Origin of the sequence: Streptomyces sp. NPDC001093 (assembly GCF_040298985.1) — a bacterium.
Lineage (GTDB): Bacteria > Actinomycetota > Actinomycetes > Streptomycetales > Streptomycetaceae > Streptomyces.
Genome location: NZ_JBEPBF010000023.1, coordinates 26,855 through 42,095 on the forward strand (window position 1 = coordinate 26,855; position 15,241 = coordinate 42,095).

At 69.5% G+C, this 15,241-nt stretch carries 14 protein-coding genes and 1 pseudogene; 8 read left to right on the forward strand and 7 right to left on the reverse strand.

Going from position 1 to position 15,241, the window contains the following annotated elements:
* Positions 1 to 74: 74 nt before the first annotated feature.
* The gene (locus tag ABT288_RS14465; protein ID WP_351606731.1) at positions 75 to 620 is read left to right on the forward strand and encodes a bacterial proteasome activator family protein; all 546 of its coding nucleotides are present in this window, start codon (positions 75 to 77) and stop codon (positions 618 to 620) included.
* Positions 621 to 737: 117 nt separating this feature from the next.
* Here the strand turns inward: ABT288_RS14465 and ABT288_RS14470 are convergent, their stop codons facing one another.
* Complete coding sequence (locus ABT288_RS14470) at positions 738 to 2,381, reverse strand: protein kinase domain-containing protein (RefSeq protein ID WP_351606733.1); 1,644 nt, start codon at positions 2,379 to 2,381, stop codon at positions 738 to 740.
* A 343-nt stretch (positions 2,382 to 2,724) separates the two neighbouring features.
* Here ABT288_RS14470 and ABT288_RS14475 point away from each other — a divergent pair, with 343 nt between their 5' ends.
* A complete protein-coding gene (locus ABT288_RS14475) occupies positions 2,725 to 4,380 on the forward strand; it encodes a protein kinase domain-containing protein (RefSeq protein ID WP_351606736.1) in 1,656 nt (551 codons plus the stop codon).
* Between the two features lie 57 nt (positions 4,381 to 4,437).
* Here the strand turns inward: ABT288_RS14475 and ABT288_RS14480 are convergent, their stop codons facing one another.
* Positions 4,438 to 5,454 carry a phosphotransferase gene (locus ABT288_RS14480; RefSeq protein ID WP_351606739.1) on the reverse strand — a complete coding sequence of 339 codons (1,017 nt, stop codon included), beginning with the start codon at positions 5,452 to 5,454 and terminating at the stop codon, positions 4,438 to 4,440.
* A 517-nt stretch (positions 5,455 to 5,971) separates the two neighbouring features.
* Between ABT288_RS14480 and pdhA the strand changes: the two genes are divergently transcribed.
* The 3 genes from pdhA to ABT288_RS14495 are packed head-to-tail and all read left to right on the forward strand — an operon-like array spanning position 5,972 to position 9,558.
* Entirely contained in the window at positions 5,972 to 7,171 is a 1,200-nt protein-coding gene (gene pdhA / locus ABT288_RS14485) for a pyruvate dehydrogenase (acetyl-transferring) E1 component subunit alpha (RefSeq protein ID WP_351606742.1), read from the forward strand.
* Position 7,172: 1 nt separating this feature from the next.
* Entirely contained in the window at positions 7,173 to 8,150 is a 978-nt protein-coding gene (locus ABT288_RS14490; RefSeq protein WP_351606744.1) for an alpha-ketoacid dehydrogenase subunit beta, read from the forward strand.
* A gap of 10 nt (positions 8,151 to 8,160) precedes the next feature.
* A complete protein-coding gene (locus ABT288_RS14495) occupies positions 8,161 to 9,558 on the forward strand; it encodes a dihydrolipoamide acetyltransferase family protein (RefSeq protein WP_351606747.1) in 1,398 nt (465 codons plus the stop codon).
* A 105-nt stretch (positions 9,559 to 9,663) separates the two neighbouring features.
* Here the strand turns inward: ABT288_RS14495 and ABT288_RS14500 are convergent, their stop codons facing one another.
* The 5 genes and pseudogenes from ABT288_RS14500 to ABT288_RS14520 all read right to left on the reverse strand — a co-directional run bounded on the left by ABT288_RS14500 (position 9,664) and on the right by ABT288_RS14520 (position 12,797).
* Positions 9,664 to 10,683, reverse strand: coding sequence for a BRO-N domain-containing protein (locus ABT288_RS14500; protein WP_351606749.1), 1,020 nt, complete (start codon positions 10,681 to 10,683; stop codon positions 9,664 to 9,666).
* A gap of 117 nt (positions 10,684 to 10,800) precedes the next feature.
* A complete protein-coding gene (locus tag ABT288_RS14505; RefSeq protein ID WP_351606752.1) occupies positions 10,801 to 10,959 on the reverse strand; it encodes a hypothetical protein in 159 nt (52 codons plus the stop codon).
* Positions 10,953 to 11,618, reverse strand: coding sequence for a hypothetical protein (locus tag ABT288_RS14510; RefSeq protein ID WP_351606754.1), 666 nt, complete (start codon positions 11,616 to 11,618; stop codon positions 10,953 to 10,955). Before ABT288_RS14510 ends, ABT288_RS14505 begins: the two co-directional genes overlap by 7 nt.
* A gap of 397 nt (positions 11,619 to 12,015) precedes the next feature.
* Positions 12,016 to 12,257 (reverse strand): annotated as a pseudogene (locus ABT288_RS14515) (WXG100 family type VII secretion target).
* A 108-nt stretch (positions 12,258 to 12,365) separates the two neighbouring features.
* Positions 12,366 to 12,797 carry an ATP-binding protein gene (locus tag ABT288_RS14520; RefSeq protein WP_351606757.1) on the reverse strand — a complete coding sequence of 144 codons (432 nt, stop codon included), beginning with the start codon at positions 12,795 to 12,797 and terminating at the stop codon, positions 12,366 to 12,368.
* A 234-nt stretch (positions 12,798 to 13,031) separates the two neighbouring features.
* On the opposite strand from ABT288_RS14520, the gene ABT288_RS14525 reads away from it, so the two are divergent.
* From ABT288_RS14525 to ABT288_RS14535, 3 genes are all read left to right on the forward strand, one after another.
* Entirely contained in the window at positions 13,032 to 13,880 is an 849-nt protein-coding gene (locus ABT288_RS14525; protein ID WP_351606885.1) for a helix-turn-helix domain-containing protein, read from the forward strand.
* A 3-nt stretch (positions 13,881 to 13,883) separates the two neighbouring features.
* Positions 13,884 to 14,066, forward strand: coding sequence for a DUF397 domain-containing protein (locus ABT288_RS14530; protein WP_351606760.1), 183 nt, complete (start codon positions 13,884 to 13,886; stop codon positions 14,064 to 14,066).
* A gap of 363 nt (positions 14,067 to 14,429) precedes the next feature.
* Positions 14,430 to 15,224 carry a hypothetical protein gene (locus tag ABT288_RS14535; protein WP_351606763.1) on the forward strand — a complete coding sequence of 265 codons (795 nt, stop codon included), beginning with the start codon at positions 14,430 to 14,432 and terminating at the stop codon, positions 15,222 to 15,224.
* Positions 15,225 to 15,241: the final 17 nt, after the last annotated feature.

The window sequence follows — 15,241 nt, forward strand, 5'->3', positions numbered from 1 at the left end:
GGGTCTAAACGGTGGATCAGCCCCACGAGGGGGCACCACGGTGATGAGGTGTACGGGTGCGAGAGAATGGCGGCATGGAGATGCCGAGGAACGAACGGTTGCCGGAAAACCCCCAGATCCTCGTCGTGGGCCAGGACGGGATGGCGCTCGGCGGCGGCAACGGGGACGACGAGTCCCGTGAGACCCCGCTGACGGAGCAGGTCGAACAGCCGGCCAAGGTCATGCGGATCGGCAGCATGATCAAGCAGCTCCTGGAGGAGGTGCGCGCGGCCCCTCTGGACGAGGCGAGCCGGGTGCGGCTGAAGGAGATCCACGCCAGCTCGGTGAAGGAGCTGGAGGACGGCCTCGCGCCGGAGCTCGTCGAGGAACTCGAGCGGCTCTCCCTGCCGTTCACCGACGACGCCATCCCGAGCGACGCGGAACTGCGCATCGCACAGGCGCAGTTGGTGGGCTGGCTGGAAGGCCTCTTCCACGGGATCCAGACGACGCTGTTCGCCCAGCAGATGGCCGCGCGGGCCCAGCTGGAGCAGATGCGCCGCGCACTTCCGCCAGGCGTGACGGGCCACGAGGGCGGCGATGACCACCGCGCCGCGGGCCGCTCGGGCGGGCCCTACCTGTAACGAGCCCCTACCGAGCGCCGTATGGCGAGGCGGGCGTACCCGTGACGAACGGAGCCCGGCACGGACACCGTGCCGGGCCCCCTCTGTCTCCTGACCGTCCCTTGCGGACGGCCGGTGTCAGGCGGGGTTGCCCGTCGAGACCGTGAGGTCGATCGTGCCCGGGTCCTTCTTGTCGACGTCCGTGCCCTCGGGCGGGAACTGGTCCAGGACGGTGTCCTTGCCCCAGGTGTTGTCGTCCTGCGAAGTGATCTTGTACTGCCAGCCCGCGGCCTGGAAGCAGGCCTTCACCGAGTTGATGTCCTTGTACCGGAAGTCGGGCAGCATGACCTTCTTCGTGTCGTTCCAGGACTCCGTCGGGTCTGTGCACTTGGTCTTGTCGATCACCCGGGTCCGGTCCGGTCCGCGGTAGCCCGCCGGCTGGGAGGCGGACGCCGAGGCGCTCGCGCCGCCGCTGCCGCCCTTGTCGCCACCGCCGCCGTTGTTCATCGTCAGCGCGACGATCAGGGCGCCGACCGCGACGAGCGACACCGCGACCGAGCCGATGATCACCGGCTTGTTGCTCTTTCCGCCGCCGGAGCCCGGAGCGGACGGCTGCGCGGCCGTCTGCGGCGAGATCGTGTAAGGCGGCGGGGTGGACGCGGCCTGCGGTCCGTAGCCCATCGGAGGCGGCGTCTGGTAGCCGCCCGGCTGCGGATAGCCGTAGGCCGGGGCGGGCGTCTGCGGCGTCTGCGGGACGCCGTAGGGGCCCGGCTGGTACGGCGTCTGGACCGGCCCGGGGGCCGCCTGGGCGTTCCGGTCGACCGGCGGGAACACCGCGGAGCCGACGCCCGCGCCGCTCTGCGTCGGCCCGGCGCCGGGCACGATGCTCGGCGCGGCGGCCTGCAAGGACGCGGCGACGCGCAGGCACTCGTCGCGCATGGCCTCGGCGGTCGGGAAACGCTCGTTCGGATTCTTCTTCAGCGCGCGGGCGACCAGCGCGTCCACCGCGGGCGGCAGCGCACGGTTGATCGAGGAGGGCGCGACCGGCTCCTCCTGCACATGCGCGTACGCGATCGCCAGCGGGGAGTCCGCGTCGAACGGCAGCCGCCCGGTGACCAGCTGGAACAGCATGATGCCGACCGAGTACAGGTCGGAACGGGCGTCCACGCCACGCCCGAGGGCCTGCTCGGGCGAGAGGTACTGCGGGGTGCCGACGACCATGCCGGTCTGTGTCATCGATGTCACACCGGACTGCATGGCCCGGGCGATGCCGAAGTCCATGACCTTGACCACGCCACGCTTGGTCACCATCACGTTGCCCGGCTTGATGTCGCGGTGGACCAGCCCCATCTCGTGGCTGATCTCCAGCGCGGCCAGCACGTCCGCGGTGACCTTCAGCGCCTTGTCGGCGGGCATCGCGCCGTACTGCCGGATGTCCTCCTCTAGGGCCGAGCCCAGCGGGCGGCCCTCGACGTACTCCATGACGATGTACGGGGTCGTCAGACCACCGAGATCGTCCTCGCCGGTGTCGAAGACCGACACGATGTTGGTGTGCGTGAGCTTGGCCACGGCCTGGGCCTCGCGGCGAAAGCGCTCGCGGAACGCCTGTTCCCGGCCGAGTTCCGTGTGGAGTGTCTTGATCGCGACCTGGCGGTCGAGCACGGAGTCGTACGCAAGGTGCACCGAGGCCATGCCGCCCTCGCCGAGCAGGTCCCGCAGCTGGTAGCGACCGCCGGCCAGCGACTGCCCCGCGTACCGGCCGTGTGCGCCGTCCTGGCTCATCTCTCCCTGTCCCCCACTGGCCGTCCGGCGCCTTCGCTCTTCGCACGGGCCTTGATCGACTGTGTCATTCCCGGCCAAGTCTGCCCCAGGGCACTGACACGTCAAGCTCGGTGCCCGTTCCGTGACCGTACGCGCAAGAAGCGTCGCGCAAGCGTTACAGGGGGCGTACGACCGGCACACAGAATTTGCACGACAGCGCGTGCTACAGGTTTCATGGCCGGTCAGGCTTCGGCCGGTTCCGGTTCCGGATCCGAACCGGTGGCTCACGCCGAGGCTGTAGCGTGGCCGACGGAGACCGTAACAACACCGCGCGCACCGCGGGCAGAAACGACGGCGAGGACTGATGGACCAGACGCAGCGCGCCCAGGGCCCGTCCGACCCCGAGGCGAGTGGCGGCGGTATGTCGGACGCGCCGGAGAACTGGGGCAACGGCGGGCTCGTCGGCGACGGCCGGTACCGGCTGACGCACCGGCTGGGCCGGGGCGGCATGGCCGAGGTGTTCGCGGCCGAGGACGTCCGTCTGGGCCGCACCGTCGCGGTGAAGCTGCTGCGCGCGGACCTGGCCGAGGACCCGGTCTCCAAGGCCCGCTTCACGCGTGAGGCGCAGTCCGTCGCCGGGCTCAACCACCACGCGATCGTCGCCGTGTACGACTCCGGCGAGGACTTCGTCGGCGGCCAGTCCGTGCCGTACATCGTGATGGAGCTGGTCGAGGGCCGCACCATCCGCGATCTGCTGCTGAACGCCGAGGCGCCGGGTCCCGAGCAGGCCCTGATCATCGTCTCCGGGGTGCTGGACGCGCTCGCCTACTCGCATCAGCACGGCATCGTGCACCGCGACATCAAGCCCGCCAACGTGATCATCACCCACAGCGGCGCCGTCAAGGTGATGGACTTCGGCATCGCGCGTGCCCTGCACGGTGCGTCGACAACGATGACACAGACCGGCATGGTCATGGGCACGCCGCAGTACCTCTCCCCGGAGCAGGCCCTGGGCAAGGCCGTGGACCACCGCTCCGACCTGTACGCGACCGGCTGCCTGCTGTACGAACTGCTCGCGCTGCGGCCGCCGTTCACCGGCGAGACCCCGCTGTCGGTGGTCTACCAGCACGTCCAGGACATCCCGACCCCGCCCTCGGAGTTCTCCGACGGCTGCCCGCCGGAGCTGGACGGCCTGGTCATGCGCTCGCTCGCCAAGGAGCCGGACGACCGGTTCCAGACGGCCGAGGAGATGCGCGGCATGGTCCAGTACGGCCTGCAGATGCTGTACGAGCAGGGCGGACACACCGGCACCTGGCACACCGGCCCGGTGGAGGCGCACGACGGCCGGCACACCCCGGCGGGCGGTTTCACGGGGACGACCGCGATGCAGCACCCGGGCGACTTCGGCTCCGGGACCGCGCAGATCCCCCAGCCGATCCTGCCGCAGCGCTACGGAGGCGACGACGGCGGGTTCGAGGGACACGGAAACGGGGGCAGCGGCCGCGGCAAGCTGTGGATCCTCGCCGTCCTCGCGGTCATCGCGATCGCGGCGGGCGTCGCGTTCGCCCTCAAGACCACGAGCCACGGCACCGGCACCGGCACCAATACCGACACCAAGCCGCCGGCGACGACGCACTCGACGTCCACGACGGGCCACTCGGACACCCCGACCCCGTCGGACAACACCACCGACCAGCCCACGGACACCAACACCGGCAGCAGCTCGGACTCGGGCTCGGGCGGTTCCGGCTACACCCCGTCGGACCCGCAGACGTCGCAGTCGCAGAGCACGGGCCCGACCGACCAGCCCACGGATCCGCAGACCTCCCCGTCGCAGTCCTCGGGCACCTCCAACGGCGGCACCACCACCGGTACGACGAACGGCGGCACCACCACCGGTACGACGAACGGCGGCACCACCACCGGTACGACGAACGGCGGCACCACCACCGGTACGACCAACGGCGGCACCACCACCGGCAACACCACGGACGGCGGCACGAATCTTCCCACCGGTTGAGGGACACCCACCCCACCTCCGACGGCGTCCCCGTGAGCGGTTCCCGCCAGGGAGCCGTCACTCGGTGAACGCGGCGCACACCGCGTCGTACTCGCGTGTCCACCACACCACGAGCGCCGACGCGGCCGGGAACTGACAGTCCGCGCGCGTGTCACCGCGTTCGTAGTGCCAGCGCAGCATCCAGAAGTCGTTCAGCCGCTCCCACCACACCCGGTGCACGGCCGCCGCCAGCTCGGTGGGGCCGGCACCGGCCGCGCGCCGGTACGCGCGCGCGTACGCGCGTACCTTCGGCAGGTCCAGGGCGCCCGCCGGGCGTACGAAGAAGATCGCCGCGGCGCGCACGGCCTCCTCGGCGCGGGGCTGCACACCGAGCCGGTCCCAGTCGACGATGGCCGCCGGGGCGTCGTCCCTGTAGAGCACGTTGAACGGATGGAAGTCGCCGTGCACCCAGCCCACCGAGGCGCCGCGCGGCGGGCGCCGGTCCGTGTGCTGCTCCAGGAGCGCCCGGCGTTCCAGCAGCCGGTGCCGGGCCAGCTCGTCGAAGGCGTCGGCGGGGCGGTGCCGGCGCACATGGGCGAGCAGGTCGTCGATGAGGGCGAAGGTGTCGGAGGGGTCGGCGCTCTCCACGGGGTGGGGGCTCGTGGCCGGGCGCGTGCGCCCCTTGGGTGGCATCACGCGCTCGAGGCAGGCGTGCACGGCGCCCAGGAGCGCCCCGAGGCGTGCGCTCTCCCCGCGCGTGAGCTGTCCGCCGTGCCGGTGCCTGCCGTCGATCCAGGGGTGCAGGGCGTAGGCGTGGCCGCCGACGACGGCGACCGTACGGCCCTCGCGGTGCGCGAGCGGTACGGCGACGGGGACGCCGAGGTCGGCCAGGCGCTGGGTGGCGCGGTGCCGGCGTTCGATGGCGGCCGGGTCGGCGGTGTCGGGGTCGAAATGGTGCTTGAGGAAATAGCGGCCACGGGTGGTGCGCAGCCGGTAGCCGCGGTTCAGCAGCCCCTGGTCCACCGGCTCACAGGTGAGGGCGGTACCGGCCGCGTACAGGCGGAGCAGGGCGCCCAGAGGGGGCGCGTGGGACACAAGGGGTGGTACACATGAGCGCGGCACGCCGCAGATGGTAGGGCACGAAAAATCGCCGTGAGCTGGGGCTTGTCACAGGCGGTCACCGGCGATCCCTTTCGGTCACGTCGTGAGCATGCCGTGGACTTTCTCAAATGTTTCCGCCGTTTCCGATCTTCTCGCCCGGATACGGATCACATAAGCGGCGCAGCCAGTGTCACACGCAAACAATTCGACTCTTCCCGTGACCCGGGTGAGCGGGTTAACGTTCCGTTGCTTCGGCGTTGAAGCAGGGCTGTGACCAGCACGCTTCCACACCTCCCCGATTTACTTGGAAATCCAAGCAAAATCGCAGGTCAGGTGGGGTTTCACAGAAATGTGGAGCACTGGGTAACGTGATGGTTGCAGGGCGCTCGCCGGGGCACCTGTCACGCCTGTACCCGGCCGAGTGGCACCCACCCCGTGCCCGGTGGTCGAAACAGGTGAGCCGCACTGGCCTACCGGCAACCCCGGGGGCCGGAACGACGGAGGAGCACACGTGACCGTGGACAGCAGTGCCGCGCGCAAGCCGCGACGCAGCGCCGCAGGCAAGGCCGGCACCACCGGCAGCAAGACCACCCGCACCACCCGCGCCGCCGCGAAGAAGAGCACCGAACCGGAGCTCGTACAGCTGCTGACGCCCGAGGGCAAGCGGGTCAAGAACGCCGAGTACGACGCCTACGTCGCCGGCATCACCCCCGAAGACCTGCGCGGCCTGTACCGCGACATGGTGCTCACCCGCCGCTTCGACGCGGAGGCCACCGCCCTGCAGCGCCAGGGCGAGCTGGGCCTGTGGGCCTCCCTGCTGGGACAGGAGGCCGCCCAGATCGGCTCCGGCCGGGCCCTGCGCCACGACGACTACGTCTTCCCGACGTACCGCGAGCACGGCGTCGCCTGGTGCCGCGACGTCGACCCGACCAACCTGCTCGGCATGTTCCGGGGTGTGAACAACGGCGGCTGGGACCCCAACAGCAACAACTTCCACCTGTACACGATCGTCATCGGCTCCCAGACGCTGCACGCCACCGGCTACGCGATGGGCGTGGCCAAGGACGGCGCGGACTCGGCGGTCATCGCCTACTTCGGCGACGGTGCCTCCAGCCAGGGCGATGTCGCCGAATCGTTCACCTTCTCCGCGGTCTACAACGCCCCCGTGGTGTTCTTCTGCCAGAACAACCAGTGGGCGATCTCCGAGCCCACCGAGAAGCAGACCCGCGTACCGCTGTACCAGCGCGCCCAGGGCTTCGGCTTCCCCGGCGTCCGCGTCGACGGCAACGACGTGCTGGCCTGCCTCGCGGTCACCAAGTGGGCGCTGGAGCGCGCCCGCAACGGCGAGGGCCCCACCCTGGTCGAGGCGTACACCTACCGCATGGGCGCCCACACCACCTCCGACGACCCCACGCGCTACCGGGGCGACGAGGAGCGGCTGGCCTGGGAGGCGAAGGACCCGATCCTGCGCCTTCGCCGGTACCTGGAGGCTTCAAACCACACGGACGACGGATTCTTCGCGGAACTCGAGGCCGAGTCCGAGGCGTTGGGTAAACGAGTGCGCGAAGCGGTCCGTGCCATGCCCGACCCGGACCACTTCGCCATCTTCGAGAACGTGTACGCGGACGGGCACGCGCTCGTCGACGAGGAACGAGCGCAGTTCGCCGCCTACCAGGCGTCGTTCGCGGACGCAGCTGAAGGGGGTCGCTGACATGGCCGAGAAGATGGCGATGGCGAAGGCCATCAACGAGTCGCTCCGCCGTGCCCTGGAGGAGGACCCCAAGGTCCTCGTCATGGGTGAGGACGTCGGCAAGCTCGGCGGCGTGTTCCGCGTGACGGACGGCCTGCAGAAGGACTTCGGCGAGAGCCGGGTCATCGACACCCCGCTCGCGGAGTCCGGCATCGTCGGCACCGCGATCGGTCTCGCGCTGCGCGGCTACCGCCCGGTGGTGGAGATCCAGTTCGACGGCTTCGTCTTCCCGGCCTATGACCAGATCGTCACCCAGCTCGCGAAGATGCACGCCCGCTCGCTGGGCAAGGTCAAGATGCCGGTCGTCGTCCGCATCCCCTACGGCGGCGGCATCGGCGCGGTCGAGCACCACTCGGAGTCCCCCGAGGCCCTGTTCGCGCACGTGGCCGGCCTGAAGATCGTGTCGCCGTCGAACGCCTCCGACGCGTACTGGATGATGCAGCAGGCCATCCAGAGCGACGACCCGGTGATCTACTTCGAGCCGAAGCGGCGCTACTGGGACAAGGCCGAGGTGGACCTCGAGGCGATCCCCGCCCCGCTGCACAAGGCCCAGGTCGTCCGCGAGGGCACCGACCTCACCCTGGCGGCGTACGGCCCGATGGTGAAGCTGTGCCAGGAGGTCGCGGCGGCCGCGGCCGAGGAGGGCAAGTCCCTGGAGGTCCTGGACCTGCGCTCGGTGTCGCCACTGGACTTCGACGCCATCCAGGCCTCGGTGGAGAAGACCCGCCGCCTGGTCGTGGTCCACGAGGCACCGGTGTTCTTCGGCTCCGGCGCGGAGATCGCCGCCCGGATCACCGAGCGCTGCTTCTACCACCTGGAGGCACCGGTCCTGCGGGTGGGCGGATACCACGCCCCCTATCCGCCGGCCCGCCTGGAGGAGGAGTACCTGCCGGACCTGGACCGCGTGCTCGACGCCGTCGACCGCTCGCTGGCGTACTGAGGAGAGGGTCGTGACGACGATGACGGAAGCGTCCGTGCGCGAGTTCAAGATGCCGGACGTCGGCGAGGGACTCACCGAGGCCGAGATCCTCAAGTGGTACGTCCAGCCGGGTGACACGGTCACCGACGGCCAGGTGGTGTGCGAGGTCGAGACCGCCAAGGCGGCCGTCGAACTGCCCATCCCCTACGACGGTGTGGTCCGCGAACTCCACTTCCCCGAGGGCACCACGGTCGACGTGGGCACGTCCATCATCGCGGTGGAGGTGGCCGGCGCGGCACCCGCGGAGGCCCCGGTCGAGCAGCCGCAGGCAGCTGCCGAGGAGCCCGGCGCCGAGCCGGAGGCCAAGCCGCAGGGCCGCCAGCCGGTCCTGGTCGGCTACGGCGTGTCGACGTCCTCCACCAAGCGCCGTCCCCGCAAGGGCCCCGAGGTCACGGTTCCGGCGCCGGCCCAGGCGATCCAGAGCGAGCTGAACGGCCACGGCCACGGCGCCGTCGCCGAGAAGCCCCGCCCGCTGGCCAAGCCGCCGGTGCGCAAGCTGGCCAAGGACCTCGGCGTCGACCTCGCCACGATCACCCCGTCCGGCCCGGACGGCATCATCACCCGCGACGACGTTCACGCGGCGGCCACGCCGAAGCCGGCGGAGCCGACGCCGACCCCGGTCGCCGCGGCCCCGGTGACGCCGGCACCGGCCGCGTCCTACGACGGCATGCGCGAGACCCGCATCCCGGTCAAGGGCGTCCGCAAGGCCACGGCGGCGGCGATGGTCGGCTCGGCGTTCACGGCGCCGCATGTCACGGAGTTCGTGACGATCGACGTGACCCGCACGATGAAGCTGGTCGAGGAGCTGAAGCAGGACAAGGAGATGCAGGGCCTGCGGGTCAACCCGCTGCTCCTGATCGCCAAGGCCCTGCTGGTCGCCATCAAGCGCAACCCGGAGATCAACGCGTCCTGGGACGAGGCCAACCAGGAGATCGTGCAGAAGCACTACGTCAACCTGGGCATCGCGGCGGCCACCCCGCGCGGCCTGATCGTGCCGAACATCAAGGACGCGCACGACAAGACGCTCCCGCAGCTGGCCGCCGCGCTGGGCGACCTGGTCTCGACGGCCCGCGAGGGCAAGACGTCCCCGGCCGCCATGCAGGGCGGCACGGTGACCATCACCAACGTCGGCGTCTTCGGCGTCGACACCGGCACGCCGATCCTGAACCCCGGCGAGTCGGCGATCCTGGCCGTCGGCGCGATCAAGCTCCAGCCCTGGGTCCACAAGGGCAAGGTCAAGCCGCGTCAGGTGACGACCCTGGCGTTGAGCTTCGACCACCGCCTGGTGGACGGCGAGCTGGGCTCGAAGGTGCTGGCGGACGTGGCGGCGATTCTGGAGGAGCCGAAGAGGCTGATCACCTGGGCGTGACGGTACCGGGCGGGTAGCCTCGAAGCGTTGAGGGGACGGCCGCAACTTCGATTTGCGGCCGCCCCCTCTTCTGCGAGGCCGGGCTGTCTTCTTCGAGGTGGTCTGTCAGCCCTGGTTCAGCACGTACACCGGCGCCCCGTCCTCGGCTCCGCCCCGGGAGTGGATGCAGGCGTGTTTCCGCAGCAGCCGCAGACATTCGTTGACGCGGTGCACCGAGAGTCCCGTACGGGCCGCGATCGATTCGAGCGGCTCGCGCAGCTCGCCCTTCTCCACGAGAACCGGGGCGATGACGACGGCCACGGTCCATACGTCGGCCGTGACGGAGAGGCGCTGCCGCCAGTCGGCCAGTACGGAGGCCGTGGTGGGCAGCGTTTTGACCTGCTCACCAGGTGTCCGAGGGGCCGGTACCAGGGCGTCGAGCCGGTCCGCGATCCGCTCCATCGCCCGGACCATGGCCTGCTGCACGGCGAGGGTGGCCCTCTGCGTGGCCGGCGTCTCGCGCTGTAAAGTCAGGTTTTCCTTCTGCAGAGCGAGGTTCTCCCTCTGCAGAACCAGCGTTTCCTCCTGCAGCTCGATGGATTTGCGCTGTCCGTTCGCCAGTTCCTCGTCCAGCTGAAGGTTGTGCGCCTCGAGCCGGACGATGGCCTCGGCGACCTGCTCGGGCATGGCGTACGCGATCGGAGCGCCCGGCTCGAGGGGCTGCACCTCGGCCTCTTCCAGGGTGTAGGAGCCCTCCCGCTGGACGGTCTCGATCACTTCGGCGGCCCACTGTTTGAAGGGGGCGCAGGCAGGTTTGGTGCAGGCGTTGACGAGGAGGATGAGACCTTGGAGAGAGATGACATTCAGGTCTCGGCGCCACTCCCTGCCTGCGGGAATGCTGAGACCGTAAGCTCCAGTTACGGTCTCGAGAATCTCTCGATGCCCTTCAGGCACATGGTCGGCGAGCGCTTGCCTCGAATTTGTGTGCCCCAGTTCCTTGCACACATCCACCGCCGGAAACCAGTGACTCCCGTCCGGCATGGTCAGCCTCCGCACACGGGCTCCGGTCGCCGCGTACACGAAGTCGCTGACGTCGATCGCCTCGTGCCGTTCGGACGAGTCGGGTCGCTTGCTGGGTTCGCTCATGTGAACCACCTCCGCTGCGGAACGTAGAGCGGAGGAATTCGAATATGCCAGCTGCAAGGATGATGTTCACGATTGAGGGTGAAGTTGGCGGAAAACTCCGGACACTGGAACTGGACGTCAGTCCTCGCCGACCTGGATGAGCACGGCGAACCGCCGGCCGTCGGTGCCGGCGACGAGGCCGTCGAAGGTGCAGGCGGAGACTCCCGTCCAGCAGCCGTCCAGCTCTGGATCGTGGTTGGACCACCAGCGGGCGTCGGGCCCGAGGAGCGTCACCACGCGACGGGGTGATGGCGTCCGCTTCGGACCGTCCCATGAAGCCGGCCCTCGACCACACAAGGCATTCGGCGGCCAGTCGGCCCATGAGCGGCTCCGCTCTTTCCGCGGTGAAGGGCTCCAGAGCCTCCTCGACCTGCTGAGCGGAGGCCGCTGGGACAACTCAGCGCAAGGACCGGGCACTTCAGCTCTTCAGCTGCTTCGGCAGACGGACCATGGCCCTCGGCGAACTCCCGTAGGAGGTCGCTGATCTTCTTCGCGGTGTCGAACAGAACGGTCACGACGGGGTGGGTGGCCGTCGGGCTGGAGGCACTGTCGTGCCCCCACTCGTAATTGCCCGTGTGCTTGCCCCAGGCCGTCGTGCCCCACAAGGAGCTGCAGAACTCGCGCATGGCGTCGTACCACTCGCTGTTTGTCTGCTGGGTGATGCCGCTGACCAGGGAGGTGAGGTTGCCCTCGGTCGTACCGAGGGACATCGTCATGTCCGCCCAGTCCTGAGAGAGCGAGTTGAGGTAGTGCTGTTGGGGAAAGGGATAGACCTCGGCGACCTTGCCCCAGCGGAAGGCGTCCTCCAGCAGAGGCCGCAGGACGTGCCATACGACATCCGGTATGTGCTCCAGCAGGGAGCGGATGAAGTCGTCGCCGCCGTCGTCGTCCCCCACTTCAGGTTCGGTACCGAGCCGTAGTGTGGGGGGTTGGTGATGACCGCCGGCGGTTGCTGTACCCGGGGCCGGGTTCTGCCGGAGGGGTCGTTGGCCGCCTCGGCCTTGGAGTAGTTGTTGGCGGTCGTGGCGAACCCGACGGCGGCGCCGCCGATACTGGCCACGCTGCTGGCCCACACCTCCAGGTAGCGGTTGCCGATCGCGACATAAGCCGTGGCAAAGCCCTGGGCCGCGGTGCCGTAGCCACCCGCGTCCGGGTACTTGTGCAGCTGCGTCAGAAGATTTCGAGCTGCCTTGTCGAACTGGGTCTGCTCCCCGGCGAAGCCGCCTGCGACCCGGTGCAGGTCGGACGGCTTGACGTCGATGGTCCCGCTCTGCGATGGGGTCGGCGTCGCCATCAGGCTGCGCCCCAGCCACGCAGTACCACACGGTGTGCCGCCGCGTAGTTGGCGTGGCCCGTCGTGACGCACGCATGCAGCCACTTCTGGGCCGCCTGCAGGTCCTGCGCACAGCGGTCCCACTCGTCCAGCTTCTCCACGAAGGTCTCGCGGGCTTCGCCCTTCCAGGACAGCACGACCGGTTCCACGCGGTCGTACAGATCGCCCAGCTGCCGTTGAGTTGCTTGAGGATGTCCTCCAGTTCGACGGCGAGTTTCGGGCTCTTTCGCGGGGAGGGGCCCGGACAGCCCCTGAGGGCGTGGTCAGACGGCTGTGCTGCCGACCTGTCCGGAGCCCGGAGCCGCGTCCGTCACGGAGCAGGCGAGGGCGTCAACTCCGCCCACACCGTCTTCCCCACGGCCAGTCTCTCAACGGCCCAACGCTCGGCGAGCGCCCTGATGATGAGGAGACCCCGGCCGAACTGCTCGTCCTCCGCGGCTACACGACACTCCGGCAGGCGTTCGCCCCTCGGGTCCGTGACGGCGATGCGGAGCGTGGTGCCGCGCAGGGAGGTCTCCATGCGGAAGTGCCGGTCCCTGAGGCAGCCGTGCAGTAAGGCGTTCGTGCACAACTCGCCGGTGAGCGGGGCGGCGTCCGCCGCGAGGGCGGGGAGTCCCCAGAAGACGGCGAGCCGGGCGACGTGGTGGCGGGCTCGGGGGACGTTTCTCGGGTACGGCGTGTAGGTGACGGCGTCGAAGCGGTCGTACTGCTTGGGGGCGGGGAACGGGCAGGCGTCGGACATGCGGGGACCTCCGGGTGCGGGGACGGGCCAGTGGGGTGGCTTCGCCGTACGGGCAGCACGGTGCGCTTCCGCCGACTGGTGGCGCTCAGTTGCGGCTTCGACACTGAAAGTAGCCATGTCGCGGTTTGCTGTGCAACCCGTCCCGGGGAAATCCGTCTCCGATTCTTGCGATGAGTGATCGGTTGCTTGCAGACTGGCACCGTGGTCGCAGACGAGTTCAAGCGTGGGAACCGCATGTCCACTGTGCTGGCACGGAAGTTGGGCGGGGAGTTGCTGCGACTGCGTGACGAGGCAGGCCTGACTCAACCGCAGGCAGCGGAAGCCCTGTCGGCGACCGGAACGAAGGTCGCCAAGATGGAGCGGGGATGGGTGCCGTTCCGGGATCCGGACATCCACGTCCTGTGTGACCTGTACGGCGTGACCGACCCGAAGGTCGTGGAACGGCTCCTGAGTCTCGCCCGCACGGACCGGGAGCGCCGTAAGGCAAAGGGCTGGTGGAACCAGTACCCCGAACTCCGGTCACTCGTCGAGTACGTGGCGCTCGAGGACATCGCCACCGGCATCAGGACGTGGCAAGGCGCCTTCGTGCCAGGGCTCTTGCAGACGCCGGACTACGCCAGGGCACTAGCTGTGGGGAACGCCGACTGGGACGACCCCGACGAGATCGAGAGGTTTGTCGAGGCCAAGGTCGCCCGGCAGGACCGGCTCGCGGACGGTGAGCCGCTCACTCTGTGGGCGGTGGTGGGGGAAGGCGCGCTACGGCAACTCGTGGGCGGACGTGAGGTCATGCGCGCGCAGCTGGCGCACCTGGTGGACGCAACCCGGCTGCCCAACGTGAAGCTGCAGGTGGTGCCGTTCATCGCGGGCTCTCACCCAGGGATGACCAGCGCCTTCAGCATCGTGTCCTTCGCCGAATCCGGCGCGATGGACGTGGTCTATATGGACACGGCCTCGTCTACGCTGTGGCTGGAGAGCGAGGAGGACGCCGACCGCCACAACGCCAGGTTCGAGCGGATCGCTCGGTGTGGGCTCGCTCTTCGCGATTCCACTGCCCTGATCGAACGTATCCGCAAGGAGCTGTGAGCCGTGCCGCCCTTCGAGTTCACCAAGTCCAGTCACAGCAGCGGTAATGGTGAGTGCGTCGAAGTCGCCCGCAACATCCCCCACACCGTCGCCGTCCGCGACTCCAAGAACCCCCTTGGCCCGATACTCACCCTGAGCCCCGCCGCATGGGCCCGCTTCGCAGGTCACCTTGCTCGCAGCCGGTGATCTCAACTGCCGTAGATCTACAGAATGGTAACGGGGGAGAAGACCGCCGCCCGGCATGCGAAACCCAAAGCGGAGGCGGTGGCGGGCTGGGCCTCGGCGCGGGGCTGTGCCGGGGTGGTGGGGCACAGCACGGCGGGGACGGCCCTGACGACCGTCGCCGCATCGCTGGCACTTGGTCTCGTCTGTCTGGTGGTGGGCAAAGCGCTGAAGATCGGCGAGCTTCGGCGGGTTCCCGGATTCCGCCGGCATCGGGCGCCTGCCTCTCCCTGACCGCCCGCCCTGACGTCGTATCAGGGGCGGGTCGGGGTGGTGTCGGGGACGTCACCGATGGTGGTGGAGTGGCTGCGGCGGCACGCTGGTCACATGACGAAATCCGTGGCTGCTCGCCCCAGTTCCTCTTCCGTCCGCCGTGTCGCCGCCGTCGCCGGCGTCGCCGCTCTCGCCGGTACGGCGGCGGTGTGCGCGCCGGGTGTCGCCTACTCCGCGCCACGCGCCGCCGCGGCGACCGCGACCGATTTCGGTGACTGTCCACCCCTGCCCGACGGCGTCGACCCGGCCCGATGGAGATGCGAAGTGCACACCGCGGCCCCGCGGTTGATCATCGGCAAGGTCACGGTGAGCCTGGCCCCGATCACCATGACGCACGCCGAAGGCCCGATGCCGGACGGCGGCAACGGCCAGGTGTGGGGTGCGATGCACAGCACTCCCACCGCCATACCGGGTGGACTGACCGGCACACCCGCGGGCGACCGCGCGGCCGTCCTGGGGCTGGCGATACAGCCGGAGTACGGCGGCCGGTCCGACTTCTACACCGGGCAGTTCAGCCTCCGCTTCCGGCTCCTCGGCCCGCTGGTGCCGCACGGCTGCACGATCGGCGCGGGCGAACCCGTCGACTTCCGGCTGAAGCGCTCCGGCCCTTCCAAGTGGGTCTCCCAGGACCCTCCGGTGATCGAGTTCTCGGCGTACGACGACACCTTCACCGCCCCGGCCGCCGAACACTGCGGACCCCTCACCGGAGCCCTCAACCGACGTCTCGGCCTGCCGGCGGCCGAAGGCAACCTGCTGTCGTACGACGCCTCGTACACCTTCAAGACCTACGACCAGCTCCCTGTCAGAGACGACGACAGGGAGCAGAACGGAGGGAACCTTTCGCACTGACGCCGACTCCTGACCCG